This window comes from Oligoflexia bacterium, from assembly GCA_034439615.1.
Taxonomy (GTDB): Bacteria; Bdellovibrionota; Bdellovibrionia; order JABDDW01; family JABDDW01; genus JAWXAT01.
This window is the reverse complement of the sequence record JAWXAT010000047.1, coordinates 115,655-129,288: the sequence shown is the minus strand read 5'-3', so window position 1 is coordinate 129,288 and position 13,634 is coordinate 115,655. Positions and strand designations below refer to the sequence as shown.

16 protein-coding genes are annotated in these 13,634 nt (G+C 41.0%); 4 read left to right on the top strand and 12 right to left on the bottom strand.

What is annotated here, in order from left to right; translation table 11 throughout:
- The first annotated feature begins 57 nt into the window (after nucleotides 1–57).
- Nucleotides 58–918 carry a DUF2802 domain-containing protein gene (locus SGI74_11415; protein MDZ4678101.1) on the top strand — a complete coding sequence of 287 codons (861 nt, stop codon included), beginning with the start codon at nucleotides 58–60 and terminating at the stop codon, nucleotides 916–918.
- A 2-nt stretch (nucleotides 919–920) separates the two neighbouring features.
- A complete protein-coding gene (locus SGI74_11410) occupies nucleotides 921–1,175 on the top strand; it encodes a hypothetical protein (protein ID MDZ4678100.1) in 255 nt (84 codons plus the stop codon).
- A gap of 5 nt (nucleotides 1,176–1,180) precedes the next feature.
- Here SGI74_11410 and SGI74_11405 read toward each other — a convergent pair whose 3' ends face one another.
- Entirely contained in the window at nucleotides 1,181–2,071 is an 891-nt protein-coding gene (locus tag SGI74_11405; GenBank protein MDZ4678099.1) for a TonB family protein, read from the bottom strand.
- A gap of 181 nt (nucleotides 2,072–2,252) precedes the next feature.
- On the opposite strand from SGI74_11405, the gene SGI74_11400 reads away from it, so the two are divergent.
- Together SGI74_11400 and SGI74_11395 are read left to right on the top strand one after the other, a co-directional pair.
- Entirely contained in the window at nucleotides 2,253–2,981 is a 729-nt protein-coding gene (locus tag SGI74_11400) for a Stp1/IreP family PP2C-type Ser/Thr phosphatase (GenBank protein ID MDZ4678098.1), read from the top strand.
- Nucleotides 2,982–3,091: 110 nt separating this feature from the next.
- Nucleotides 3,092–4,093 carry a M23 family metallopeptidase gene (locus tag SGI74_11395; GenBank protein ID MDZ4678097.1) on the top strand — a complete coding sequence of 334 codons (1,002 nt, stop codon included), beginning with the start codon at nucleotides 3,092–3,094 and terminating at the stop codon, nucleotides 4,091–4,093.
- Nucleotides 4,094–4,188: 95 nt separating this feature from the next.
- On the opposite strand, the gene rpsI is transcribed toward SGI74_11395, so the two are convergent.
- The 11 genes from rpsI to SGI74_11340 form a co-directional block, all read right to left on the bottom strand.
- Nucleotides 4,189–4,587 (bottom strand): 30S ribosomal protein S9, encoded by a 399-nt coding sequence (gene rpsI, locus SGI74_11390; protein ID MDZ4678096.1) that lies wholly within the window; start codon nucleotides 4,585–4,587, stop codon nucleotides 4,189–4,191.
- Nucleotide 4,588: 1 nt separating this feature from the next.
- The gene (gene rplM, locus SGI74_11385) at nucleotides 4,589–5,047 is read right to left on the bottom strand and encodes a 50S ribosomal protein L13 (protein MDZ4678095.1); all 459 of its coding nucleotides are present in this window, start codon (nucleotides 5,045–5,047) and stop codon (nucleotides 4,589–4,591) included.
- A gap of 93 nt (nucleotides 5,048–5,140) precedes the next feature.
- The gene (locus SGI74_11380; GenBank protein ID MDZ4678094.1) at nucleotides 5,141–6,106 is read right to left on the bottom strand and encodes a hypothetical protein; all 966 of its coding nucleotides are present in this window, start codon (nucleotides 6,104–6,106) and stop codon (nucleotides 5,141–5,143) included.
- A 24-nt stretch (nucleotides 6,107–6,130) separates the two neighbouring features.
- Nucleotides 6,131–6,481: a CsbD family protein gene (locus SGI74_11375; GenBank protein ID MDZ4678093.1), complete on the bottom strand. Its 351-nt coding sequence runs from the start codon at nucleotides 6,479–6,481 to the stop codon at nucleotides 6,131–6,133.
- A 108-nt stretch (nucleotides 6,482–6,589) separates the two neighbouring features.
- Nucleotides 6,590–7,387, bottom strand: coding sequence for a tRNA pseudouridine(38-40) synthase TruA (gene truA, locus SGI74_11370; GenBank protein ID MDZ4678092.1), 798 nt, complete (start codon nucleotides 7,385–7,387; stop codon nucleotides 6,590–6,592).
- A complete protein-coding gene (locus SGI74_11365; GenBank protein ID MDZ4678091.1) occupies nucleotides 7,377–8,321 on the bottom strand; it encodes a hypothetical protein in 945 nt (314 codons plus the stop codon). Before SGI74_11365 ends, truA begins: the two co-directional genes overlap by 11 nt.
- On the bottom strand, nucleotides 8,318–9,634 hold the full coding sequence (locus SGI74_11360) for a CFI-box-CTERM domain-containing protein (protein ID MDZ4678090.1): 1,317 nt from the start codon (nucleotides 9,632–9,634) through the stop codon (nucleotides 8,318–8,320). Before SGI74_11360 ends, SGI74_11365 begins: the two co-directional genes overlap by 4 nt.
- A gap of 48 nt (nucleotides 9,635–9,682) precedes the next feature.
- The gene (locus tag SGI74_11355) at nucleotides 9,683–10,711 is read right to left on the bottom strand and encodes an aspartate-semialdehyde dehydrogenase (protein ID MDZ4678089.1); all 1,029 of its coding nucleotides are present in this window, start codon (nucleotides 10,709–10,711) and stop codon (nucleotides 9,683–9,685) included.
- Nucleotides 10,695–11,537: a CDP-diacylglycerol--serine O-phosphatidyltransferase gene (gene pssA, locus SGI74_11350; protein ID MDZ4678088.1), complete on the bottom strand. Its 843-nt coding sequence runs from the start codon at nucleotides 11,535–11,537 to the stop codon at nucleotides 10,695–10,697. Before pssA ends, SGI74_11355 begins: the two co-directional genes overlap by 17 nt.
- A 40-nt stretch (nucleotides 11,538–11,577) precedes the next feature.
- Nucleotides 11,578–12,876 (bottom strand): L-seryl-tRNA(Sec) selenium transferase, encoded by a 1,299-nt coding sequence (gene selA / locus SGI74_11345; GenBank protein MDZ4678087.1) that lies wholly within the window; start codon nucleotides 12,874–12,876, stop codon nucleotides 11,578–11,580.
- A gap of 49 nt (nucleotides 12,877–12,925) precedes the next feature.
- Nucleotides 12,926–13,606, bottom strand: a complete 681-nt coding sequence (locus SGI74_11340) for a hypothetical protein (GenBank protein ID MDZ4678086.1) — start codon at nucleotides 13,604–13,606, stop codon at nucleotides 12,926–12,928.
- Nucleotides 13,607–13,634 lie beyond the last annotated feature (28 nt).

Sequence of the window (13,634 nt, the reverse complement as noted above, 5' to 3'; positions counted from 1 at the left end):
CAAAGAAATTGCGGGACTAACTATAAAATCGTAAACTTAAAGCAGGAGGGTTCACGGATGGGCCTACTGATTCTTCTTCAAGTCGCGCTCGACTTGGCTTTTATTGCAATAGTAAGTTGCTTACTCATTGAGAGATCACGCACAAGAAATGCAGAAGATCCTCGAATGAGTAAAGGACTTCAACTTCTCACAAGCAAAATTGCAATTCTTCAAGATCTCATGGATCGCAGTGAAACCATCGGTCGACAACTTACTCAAATCATTGATGGCAAACAACAAGATGTACAAGAGCGTGTTGAGGATATTGAAAGACATCTTCATAAAGTACAGACAGCTATTGAGAAATCACAAGAAGTAGCAAAAATATTTCAAGACAGAATTCCACATCAAGAAATCATCGAGCGACAAACTACGGTTAAGTATTTACAGGCCGCTAAACTTGCAAACCAAGGTTTTTCCACTGAGGATATCTCAAGACAAGTAGATATTCCTCAAGGCGAATTAGAACTTATTATTAAGCTCAATCGCGATCGACTTGTTGTCGATAAAGAACCCGTTTGGCTCAATGATTCACAAAACACCCCTGCTGAAGAAGCCATCACCACAACGCAGCAGCATAATCCATTATTAGATGTATATCAAAAATCAATAAAGCCAGAGCAGACTCAAGTAATAACCCAAAGCACACAAAGCCAAAGTTTAGCATCTTCAACAAAGATGGGGCCTCCTAAATCACCTGAAGAAGCTCTTCAGCAAGCAACGATCGCAAGAGCACAGGCCCGTGCACGTGCAAAAATGCAGGTAGAAGAAGTAAATGAAACGCGCGGCACCGTATTCACACAAGAACAAGCACTCGGGCAAAACGAAATTAAACCAGTCATCTTCAAAAGAATCTCAATTATTGATGACTTAGGGTAAGCATGAAACCACACTTGAGAAACTTACGAAAAGGACAACTTGTTTGGGCGATCGTTGAAGAGAATATCGCCAAGAGTGAGGTCATCATTAATTTTAATGGTGATCTTGTGCGTGTGCTTAATCTAAGTGCAAGAATTCTTCGTGCGGGTCAAAGAGTGAACTTAAAAGTTGATTGTGTTCATCCTTTAAAATTAAAGCTTATGCCAAGTGTTATTTCTTCGAAGCGAAATTCTCGCAATTTAGACGTTACAATTTAAAAAAATTAAGCTTCGAGGATAAAATCCCAACGGATCTTAATTGTTCCGTCAGCTTCTACAATTCCACTTGGTGGATTCGGAAACGGTGCGGCTGCTTGAAACGCTTCAATTGCGGCATCATCGAGATCTTTTAATCCGGATGCTCCCAGAACCTGAACTCGTACGAGTTTACCCTTATTATCAAGTGTGATCACAAGACGAGTAATGCGGTCTTCTTCTGAGGCAAGGTGTCTTCCGCTCATAAATAAGCGTGCAACTTTTTCTTTTATCTTGGGTTCCCAAAACATACGTAAGCGTTCTTTGATACGTGAATAGTAAGTGTAATATACAAATTCTCGTGAACTCAAAAGGGTTTGCGGCCCAGTGAGCATATCTTTTAGGTGATCGTCGGTTTGGCTTCGTGGCCCTGGATTTGAAACACCACTTGGTATTTTATCCCACTGAAATCGCGGCTTCAGGGCAGAGAGTTTTGGAAGTTCAATGTCGCCATCAAGGTTTTCACTTTTTTCTTCAGTAGCAGATTTTTGTTTTTTATTTTCTGCCACTTCTTGTTGGGGTTTGTTTTCTTTTTTCGCTTCCCCTTCTTTGGCATCGTTTTGAAATTTACCAGTATGTTCAGCGCGGGTTTCTTCAGCGACACGTTGGTTGTGGCGAGATAAATATTTTGCTTTGTCGTCAATTTCATCATTAATCTGTTGTTCACTTTGCTCAACGATTTGGCGAGCTCTGTCTTGCAAAACTTTGTCAGTCAGGTTGTTATCGACGATAGAAATCTCAATTGCCTCAGGTTTTGTAGGAGTTTTTGCTACAAAATAGACCCATAAACCAGTTCCAAAGTGTAGGAAGAGGGAGACAAATAATCCAAGAATAAAGAGGTTCTTCTGCCAGCGTTTCATATGTGTTATATCGTCAATTTTAAACCCGAAGTTGAGTCTTCACCAAAACCTTTTCGGCTCCAAAAAAGAACTAGTCGTTTGTCTGAAACGCTTGCCTGGTGTTGATTTCAGATGGTGCATAATGCCTGCGATTTAGCGGCGCACAATTGCTAGTTTGTTTTTTCCCTGTTACTATTTAGTAATGCGACTCAAAGTAGCTGGCGTAACAGACGTAGGTCTCAAGCGCGAAAATAATCAGGATTATTTTTTAGTTGTAGATGATTTGGGCCTCTATGTTGTCGCTGATGGAATGGGCGGCCATCAAGGAGGAGAAGTCGCTAGTAAACTTGCTGCGCAAACAATCGAAGAAGTGGTGCGTAAAAGTTGGAAAGAAGATCAAGGTGTAAGCCCTTATGATCTTTTACAACGCGCCTACACTTCAGCGAGCAAAAATATTTATGAAATGAGTCAGAGTAATTCCAACCTAAAAGGAATGGGTACAACAGCTGTTACTGTTCTCATGCGCAATAATAAGCTCTTCATTGGTAACGTAGGTGATAGCCGCGTTTACTTGATTCATCCTCCGTATATTTGGCAAATGACTGATGATCATTCGTTACTCAACGAACAAATTCGCGCAGGATTAATTAAGCCAGAAAATGCTCCTCAATTTATGGCAAAAAATGTGATCACGAGGTCTGTCGGTTTTGAAAGGGTAGTCCATTGTGATGTGCTTGAACGGGAGCTTCAAGAGGGTGATTATATCTTAATGTGTTCAGACGGTTTGAGTGGGCAAGTGACAGATCGTCGTATTTGCGACATTTGTCTAACAATACCTTTTGACGATGTTGCGCCGCGTTTAATTGAAGAGGCCAAGCGTAATGGTGGTGATGATAACATTTCTGCCATCTTCATACAGGTTGTGACTTGACACTTCATTGCAATGAGTCAAGATAGTAGTAGGGCTTATGAAATTGACTCATTTGACCGATGTAGATACATAAAGTAATTAGACAATTTCAAAATTAGTGTGGGGGATTGTTGGACAATAAATTTATCACCATCATGGTGATTCCTGACAGAAAAAGCAAAGTACATAAGCGTGTATTTTCTGCCAGTCACTTCAAGCTTTTTGTATGGTCCGTGGCTGTAGGCTTTGTTATTTTAGCCGCTGTCATTGTGGATTATATCAGTCTACTTTCTCAAAGCATTGAGAACAAAAGACTCCATGCCGAAAATTCTGAGCTCCGTTCTCAATTTCAAGTCGTTGAAGGAAAACTCAATAGTCTTGAGAATGCTCTAGATCGCATTAAAACTTTCTCAACAAAACTAAAGTTAATCACAGCGGTTAATGATCCTGATCGTGGGTTAAATTTAGCCATGGGTCCTCTGTCTCGTTCACGTGCAGAGGCTGAAGAGCTTGGTGAAAATGATGCTGAACGTACACCCGCATCGCAATTGGTTGATGAGCCAGTATTTAAGCCTAAATCACTTCAAGATTTATCTAACGGTGAATTAGCTCGAGAAGAAGATCACGATTACACAAAACTCAGTATTCGTATTGATCAAGTGACCAAGCAAAGTGCTTTACGAGAACAAGGTGTTTTAGAATTATGGGAGCTTTTACAAGATCGCTCAGCACTTCTTGCTGCGACTCCTTCATCTAAACCAACACAAGGTTGGTACACATCTCGTTTCGGTTACCGACTTTCTCCACACACTGATAAACCCATGATGCATGAAGGTCTTGATATCGCTGCGGCCCCTGGAACACCTGTGCATACAACAGCCGACGGTATCGTTACTTTTGCAGGTTATGACGCTGGTTATGGAAAACTTATTATCATTGATCATGGTTATGGTGTTGAAACACGCTATGGCCATAATTCACAAATCAATGTGGCCTACGGACAAAAACTTCGTCACGGCGATGTGATTGGTGCGGTCGGAAATACAGGTAGATCAACCGGCCCTCACGTTCATTACGAAGTGCGAGTAAATGGACAGCCCATTGATCCTCTCAACTATATTCTTGAAGAATAATTTCTTAACATAAAATGAAAAGAGCCGACAAATTGTGCCGGCTCTTTGGTAAATCGCTTCGCGCTCTGGCGAAGCTGTTGTATTCGAATTTAATCTTAGCGCTTGCTGTATTGATAGCGCGCACGAGCACCACGTTGACCGTATTTTTTACGCTCTTTCATACGTGGATCGCGTGTTAAGAATCCCGCTTTTTTCAAAACAGGGCGCAACTCAATATTAAATGCGAGAAGTGCGCGGGCAATACCGTGACGAATGGCTCCAGCTTGGCTGGCTTCACCACCACCGGCTACAGTTACATTAATATCAAACTTGCCAGTGTTGGCAGTGAGATCTAATGGCTGTTGCATAATCATTTGACCAGTTTTGCGTTGTAGGTACTTTTCAAAAGGTTGTGCGTTTACTGTGATTTCACCTTTGCCGGGCTTTAAGAATACACGTGCTGTGCTTGTTTTGCGTCGGCCGGTTGCGTAGAAAATTTGTTCTTTTGATGCCATCTTAATTTATTCTCCCTATGAGTCCTGGCTCTGAAGGTGTTAAGGCTTCTGGCTTTTGAGCTTTATGTGGATGCTCAGGACCTGCGTAAACTTTTAATTTAGTGATCATGTTACGCGCAAGTTTATTTTTAGGAAGCATTCCCTTTACGGCTTCACGAATGATGAACTCAGGTTGATGATCTCTCATTTGTTCAGCAGACATGGTTTTCAAACCACCGAACCACTCAGAGTGACGGTAGTAATTTTTTGTCTTCCATTTATTGCCAGTCATTTCGATTTTTTCAGCATTGATAACAACAACAAAGTCGCCGGTATCAACGTGGGGTGTAAATGTGGGGCGGTGTTTGCCGCGCAGAATATTTGCAATCTCAGTTGAGAGACGGCCCAAAATTTTGCCAGAGGCGTCAATGATATGCCACTGCTGTTCAATTTCGCCTGGTTTTGCGTTGTAGGTTTTCATGAAATCCTCAAAAAATTAGTGTTGGTGTAAAGGCGATTTCTACAGGGGTTGCGCCGGCTTGTCAAGGCTCGGTACACAAAGCCCAGATTATTATTAAGGAGAAATATAGGCGGTGTGAGTGGGATTAGCATCTTGGGTGTCGGCGAGATATCCAATGTTTCCTGAATTATCCACCAGGGCCACTCTGAAATAATAACGAACTCCTTTTTCAATCCCCTTATTAATAACGTAAGTACTTAAATTTCCAGTGGTTTGATCAACTGGAATATCAAAGTATGAAGATTTCATATTAATGCTTTCAAAGAGTTCGGCGTCGAACTCTTCAGGGCCTTTTACATAATAAAAGCGAACAGTTTTGATACCAACTTGGGTAAGCCCAGGAAAGCCAGATTGGGTTTGTATTTTATTAAGCATAATGGCTTTGTTCTGAGCTTTCAGCTCGTAGTAATAGAGGCCTGATCCATCACAGGGGCAGGATTGGGCCACAATGGTGGAGTTAATAACAATCGGGAAGCTTTTGATTGCGTCATTAAAATCGTAGATTCCGTCGTTATTCCGATCGTCAATGATGCTCACTGTAAATTTCACCATATCGCCACGTTTAAGGGGTTCACATGAACTATTTATGGCTACTCCATTTTGAGCAGCAGTTGCACAAATTGCCGTGAATGGTTTTTTGAAACTAACTTGATTTCCCCATTGAGAGTCAAAAGACATTGATCCAAATTGACTAATGGATGAACCGTACACCACTTGAGTGGGGGCGACTATTATGTGCGGCCATCGAACGAACGGCAAAAGATTAGTCGCTGTAAGACGTATCATGTTGATGGGTGCGCGACAGTTAGGATTATGCGCTTGTGCACATTCATCGCCGTTTGCCGAGCCAAAAACAGACTTGCCGTTGATGACTTCAGTTTTTGAGCTGATGTTACTGTAGTGATACACATTGCCTTGAGTGGTTTTTTGAATTTTTGAAAACCCGATGACGTTGAAATCAAAAGCTTGAGCTTGAGTCGCAACAAAACATACCAAAGCACCTAAGAAAATATTTTTCATAAATCCTCCGAGTTTGTGACGAAACTATTTTAACAATAATTTTTTTATATCATTTACAAACTCTGATGCGAGATCCAGAAACTTCCCGCCATGTTTACGGCAGATGGCTTGAGAGTCGATGCGAGTGGTATTAAGTTTTCCAACAGCCGCTTCTCGAACACTTCTGATAGTTCCAACAAAGTGATGAATCTTACCTAGTAGTTGCTGATTGCGACCGTCTTCTTTAAGTTGGGTATCATCAGTTAGATTGCCAAATTTTCGTTTGAAGAAACCCGCCGTTTCGTTATAGGTCCCGCTAAGTTTTGCGGCGGCTGCCGTTTTAGAAAATTCATCGGGAGGTGTTTTAACTTCAGGGTCTTTAATTTCTTTTTCCATACAGAGAGATTGTCATTAAAGCTGATACAAAAGCAAGTTACATAATATCAACGCTGGGTTTCGTTTGAGGTTTTTCTTTTCGGATCAGCTGCACCAGAATTACTGAAGTTAAAGTGACGTGCCTTTGAGTTCTATGGGGTACGTCACTTCTTTAAGATAAAGACCCTGGGGTTCAACAGTTGGGCCGGCGAATTGGCGATTGCGGGTTGCGATAAGTTCAGGGATGCTGTCGGGATGTCTGTCGTTAAGTTCTATTTGTAAAAGAGTGCCAACGATATTTCGCACCATTTGTTTTAAAAATCCATTTCCATTGATTTGAAATTCAACAAAGTCTTCGTTTTTTGTGAACTTCACCCAGTTTACAGTACGCACAGTTGTTTTTGCCGCACTTCCTAAGGTTCTAAGTGCTGCAAAGTCATGTGTGCCCACAAAATATTGTGCGGCTTTATTTAATTTTGCGATGTCCAGTGGTTTTCGAATAAAGAGTGAGCGCTTAGATCTGATAGCGCTGGGAATTGGTTCGTTCCAGATTTTATAAATATATGTTTTATCAACTGCTGATGTTTGTGCGTGAAAGTTAACGGGAACAGATTCCGCTTTTTTCACAACAATGTCAGTGGGTAGAAGTGATTGAAAAGCATGCACAAAATTATATGAATGAGGGTCACGTGTAGGAATAAAATGAGCGATTTGATTTAGTGCGTGCACACCTGCGTCGGTACGGCCGGCTCCGAAGATAGTAATTTTTTGCCCATAAAGTTTTTCAACGGCATTTTCCATAAAGCCTTGAATAGATGGAATCTCGGGCGCTTGACGTTGCCAGCCGAAATAGTTTGTTCCGTCGTATTCAATGGTGAGTTTGACTTTACCAAAAGGAGCGCGGAGTTTTAATTCTTCAAAATTCAAATAAAAAGCCACCTTCATAGACAAGAGCTGAAAAATTAAATGTGCTATCCAGACCAATGATCTGTCGCACAGCTCCTACTAAGTAGATGTGGTTAATACCGTATTCTGAGTCTAATTGCCAGAGTCCTTCACGATTGAGGAAATCTAATTGAAGTTGTAAGCCCGCAGCCCAATGCCAAGCCGGTGCACCACCATAGCGTGTGGCGTCTGCAAATTTTTCTTTATCAGGTCGGTATTCCATAAATCCTATGTAATCTCCCCCTGCTTCACCAAAGGGAACCAAAGGTTGGTTATCCCAAAACTGAAGATGATAAACTCCTGAAATACTTGCTGGGAATGCATAAAGACTTACGATTTCTTCAGCCTGAAGTGTTGGGGCGTTTTTAAAGCGGCCTTGTCCGGAGGCTGTGATAAATGCAAGTGCTGGGCGAATTCCAATTTTACCGATTTTTTGAAAAAGTAAAAATTCATAATCAAGACCGATTAAAAATGGAGTAGCTGTTGGGTAAACATTTTGAAAGGTTACACCTGCAGTATCGCCTGAGAGATTTGTGGGAGTGTAAGGGCCAACCCTAATGCCGGCACTACGAGTAAGTGGGCTGGGTTTTGTTTTATAAAGATGAACTCCCTTTTTAAGTTTTTGCTCAAGTTTGAGTTCTTCGTCATCGCTTGCGCCAAAGGGTACAAGGCGTAATGTACTTTCATTCTCTGCTGGGGTTTTTCTTTTCTGAGCGTCTTTAGATGAGATTTCATCATTGTCTCGATTGATTTTTGATAAATCAACAAGATCATCACTTGCAGATCTGCCAGTGGGTGGAAGTGCTAAATCGCGATTCACATCTACTTTAGTGTTTGAGTCTTCATCTTGTGCGCTTGCTGAAACACAGAAAAATAAAGTGGAGAAGATAAAAGTAGTTACGAAAAGTATTTTCACCTTTGACCCGCCTTTTTGAGTCGATAAATTAAAAAGGGAAGTAAAAGGAGTGTAACTGCAAACATCGATGCGTTAGCAGCGCCAAATTTAAGTGATAAATAACTAAATCCAACAAGTGGTGTGAGCGCTACGCGAACAAAGGCTTTTACATTGGGGCGTTTTTCAATTGCTCGTGCCCATGCTGGAGAATTTTTATAATACCATCTAACAAGGGTTCGACCTGTTTTTGATTTCATCAAATAAGCACCGCGAAAATTTCTTAAAATTTCAACTTGAGGTGCCATGGGTGAGCCAAAGGCCGCAGTTGCAATAAAACAATTCATTTTTTCAGAGAGAAGCCCTACGACTTCACTTGGCTTTGCTGAATGACCACATGAGTTTTCACCAACAGGAGTAAGATAACCGATATTTCCGGCGTAATCTCTAAGGGCTACTTTAAAATAATATGTAATGTCGTTCTCAAGGGGTTTTAGAAAATAAGTTCCAAGTGCTGCTGTTGTAACATCAACTGTGGTTTCTAAGTTGGTGGAAGTAAGGCCAACCCTTGCAAAGGCATCTACAGATGCAACTGTAGACATATCGCAATTTGGCCCTGTGGTGTAGTAAAAGCGCACATTTTTTATTCCGTTTTCAATATTGGGAAACGTTACGACTGCAACGATATTTTTGAAATGTACTTTTTTGTCACCCGGAAAAGATACAAATTGATAAAGCCCTGTTGGAGTTGTTGCCGATGAGAATTCTTGTGTGATTGACGATTTTACTTTCATCGTAATTGTTGCAAAATCTTCACCTGCTTCAATACTGCCACTATTATTTGCATCAGCTACAGCATAAAAAATAACTGTCTTAGGATATGCCGCACTCACACAATTGTTATCGACTACAGCTCCGGTATTTGAGCAAATGTCGCTAACTGTAGGTGTGAAGCTCACCGCAGTACTAGCTGTATAGCTTTGTGAAGCTGCGATTGTGGTGAGTCCTGCTATGGCTGTTCCAACTGCCGGGGCAGTAGCATTGTAACCTAAATAAATTTTACCACCACTAGAAGTTACAGTACTAGTAACTGAAATAGTGATTCGATCAGTTGGATTTTTACAGTTAGGGTTTCTTGTAGGTGAACAATTTGCGCCACCGGTAAAGGCATCAAGAGTTCCTGCGGCATTGATATTACTGTACCAAAAAGTAGTTCCAGTTGTACCTGTGATATCACCGGTGCCTGATGCGCCGCTGGTGGTAATGGTCATAGTCGCAAATGTGAGTTGAGACCAAAAACTTAAAATAAATACAACAACCCATTGTTGAAAGCGCATGTCCAAATGCTTTCATGGGGGAGCTTAAATATCAAGGATTTGTACTGTCTAGGGTTTCAGTTCAAATAGTTTTTCAGCGATTTGAATACCGTTAAGTGCCGCACCTTTGCGCACGTTGTCAGATACGATCCACATTAACCAACGCTTTGGGTTTTTGAGATCACAACGTATGCGACCCACAAATACTTCGTCTTTTCCGGAGGCATCGCAGTTTTGTGGGTAAATATTTTTTGAAGGGTCATCTAGAACCTTTACACCAACAGCTGCGCTTAAAAGTTTTACGATTTCATCACGACTTACAACTTTTTCAATCTCACACCACACAGCCTCACTGTGGCCATTAAATGTGGGTGTGCGAACAGCTGTTGCTGAAATATCAAGATCTGGAAGATTCATGATTTTACGTGTTTCATCCATAATCTTTTTTTCTTCAAGGGTGAAACCTGATTCATCAAATTTATCGATATGAGGAAGATTATTAAAAGCAATGTTGTGTGCGAAAACTTCAGGTTTACTCGCACTGTCACCATTTAATAGTTTTGCTGTTTGTTTTGAGAGCTCTTCGATTCCGGCTTTTCCTGCACCACTCACTGATTGATATGTTGCAACAGTCACACTTTTTAAACCGTAAGCGTCTGATAGTGGCTTTAAGGTCACGACCAATTGAATAGTTGAGCAATTCGGGTTTGCAATGATTGCAGGCTGTGAGAGTGGCGGAATTTTATCGCTGTTCACTTCTGGCACTACCAGGGCTGTGTTTTTATGCATGCGAAATGCTGATGAGTTATCAACAACAAATGCGCCCTCTTTTACGGCGATGGGTGCCCATTCTTCAGAGATATTTGCTCCAGCTGAGAAAAAAGCTACATCACTGCCTTTAAAGCAGCCAATGCTGAGTTCATAAATAGTATGAGCTTTGCCAGCAAAGTCGATGGTGTCACCAGCGCTATTACCTGAAGCAAAAAGTTTGAGTTCTCCAACTGGAAATTTTCGCTCTTGAAGTATCTGAATGAATTCTTTTCCGACGATACCAGTGGCGCCGACGACAGCAACATTGATTTTATTCTTTAGGACCATCTTCGAGTGCCTCTTGACTGAGTCCGTGACGGCGAGCACTTTCGGCTACAATGACTTGAGAAATCTTGCGTCTGGCGGGAGATAAAACACCCAGTACTGCGCCTAAAACGGCATAACTAATAAAGGCAATAAATAAATGAACTTCAGGCTTGATCGCAATAAAAATCAGTATGCAAAGTCCAATTATCAAACCGAAGAAAGGTTTTCTGTGTCTAAAATCTAATTCTTTAAAGCTGCGATACCTAAAGTTACTGACCATTACAAAACCTAAAAGTGCTGTCATCGAAAGTGCATAAATATTTCCAAGTGGATCAAAGCCCGTTGCATATGCAGCCGTCACTGATGTGGCGACGATTCCACCAGCCATCGGGCTTGGGAGTCCTTGGAAGAATTTTTTCTCGACACTAGCGGCTTGAACATTAAAGCGTGCAAGTCTAAGTGCTGTGCAAGCCATGTACATGAATGCTGCGAGATAACCAATTCTTTCAAAGGGTCTTAGTGCCCAGAGATACATCAAAAATGCAGGAGCCACGCCAAAACTGATAAGATCGGAAAGAGAATCATATTCCATTCCAAATTTACTTGTAGCTTGGGTAAATCTTGCGACACGCCCATCAAGAGCGTCAAAAACTGCAGCTGCGACAATAAAATATGCGGCTAATAAAAAATCACCTTCAAGTGATTTAATCATTGAGAGAAAACCGCAGAACATGTTTCCGGTTGTGAATAGGTTTGGAAGAATATAGATGTGCATACCTCGACGTTCAGAGACGTCTCCATTTCGACGTTGCAGCATTTTTAGTCTTTTAATCTTGGGTGTAACCAAATCGATTCTCCTATTTACTTAATATTATACTATCAGCAATTCAGACCATAAATAGTTTAATGTCAAGATTACGTATGGCCTTTTTTACGGCTTCTAATTGGTGACTTAAGACTGTGGTCAAGTTAATCGTGACCTCGCCATTTACAATAGAAGCTAAAACCGAAGGGTTATTTTGACGTAAGTATGTGGTAATTTTCTGATGCTGGTCATTGGCTTTTTTAATTGGAATTATTGAAATGCCTACTGACTCCCACGTTTGTCCAGGCAGTGCACCACCACCCCAACTTGATTGGCAAAAGGCTTCAACTAATTTGAAATTTTGAAGCGGAAGTTTCATCATTTCACGTACGCGTTCTTGAAGTGTTTTTAAATTAGTATTTAGCATTTGAGAAATAGGAAGCACTAAACGATCTGTTTTATCAGCATGGGCTTCAAACGTAACTTCTAGGGCTGTAAGTGAAAGTTTGTCTAATCTGAGAGCTCGGTACAGCGGATTTTTTAAGAGTGATTTATAAACATCTGGTTTTGCCATGATAAGCCCACCTTGGGGGCCACCCAATGTTTTATCTGTGCTGATACTTACAAAATCAAAGCCATCAGGTAATTTTCGAATTTCATCGGCATCGAGTGTGCCGGCATCGTAAAGCAGTGGAACTTTAAATTCTGAACATAGCGGTATTAGGTTTTTTGGCTCTACAGATTCAACAAACCCCTGCATCACAAAATTGCTCGGATGAACGCAGCAAATTACACCTGGTGCTTCACTTAATGCATTTTTATAATCTTCAAGTCTTGTTTTATTGGTGGTGCCAACTTCGATAAGGTCAAAGCCAGCTTCTTTCATAATTTCAGGAACTCTAAATCCGCCACCAATTTCTACAAGTTCTCCTCGAGAAATAATCATACGTGTGAGACCTGTAGTTTTTTTGAGTGTACTTAAACAAAGTAGCACTGCGGCGGCATTATTATTCACCCAAACTGGTTTATATTTCTGATTGAGGCATTCAAATAAAACGTCAAGATAAGCTGTTCTGCCTCCGCGCTCGCCGGTTTGTAAATCCATTTCAAGGTTGGTGTAACCGGCTAATACATTATTAATTCGATCAATGACTGCTTGACCTAAAGGTGCTCGGCCTAGATTTGTGTGAAGTAAAATACCTGTACCGTTAATCACTGATCGTCGGGATGTTGGTAGATTATTAAATACAAGGGGGCCTAGTTTAAGTTTGTTTTTTTGAATTTTTCTAGCCTCTTGAGCTAAGAGAGCATTAGGCAATTCAGTAGGCGCTTCTTTACGCAAGAGTTTTATAATTTCAGTAACTGATGGGGGATTATTCATGCCTCATTAGCTATGCTTTTCTTAACCATAACTCAAGTTTTTTACTTTATTATTGAAAGCCACCAAAGACGGCAAAAAGGCTCCAGAGGCCTAAACCTGCGAAAAGTGGGAAGGTGAGATTGTCATCAATTTTTTTAAATTGAATGAGTTCACTCAAGGCTCCGATTAAGCCCCCTAAAATACTTACTAAAATCACCCGTTCAACCATAATGTTATTACTAATAAAATAGGTGGCGCAAACTAGTGTGCAAACGGTGAAGCAAGCAAGAGAACCTTGCAGGCTTTTTCTACCCCAGATTTTGTCTTTTCCAAATAACACACCAAAAGTGCTTGAAGCGGGGTCTCCAAAAGCCAAAAGAAGCATTGAAAGTACGGCGACTGGTTTAGGAAACAACAGTAGAACTAAAAATGTTCCGACTATTAAAAATGAAGTTCCCGTGATGGTTCCCACTTCTTCAATACGGATGATTATTTTAAAGAAACTAACTATGCGATGATTCAGGTCGGGGCGTTTGAGTCTGAGAATATCAAAGGGAATAATAACTAGACCTGCGATAGAGAGATAAAAAAGCCCGTCACGAGCTGAGAGTTGAGACATGAATATGGCCATCATGACAATACCGCTGATATGCCAGATCTTTCGTGTTAAATGCAGATCAGTGCGTAGCTTTAGTTCCATTGTCTGTAGAGCTCTAAACCTAAATAGTGTCGATGCGTCTTGGCCTGACATGGTTTGCCCCCTTGATTATGAGTTTTAT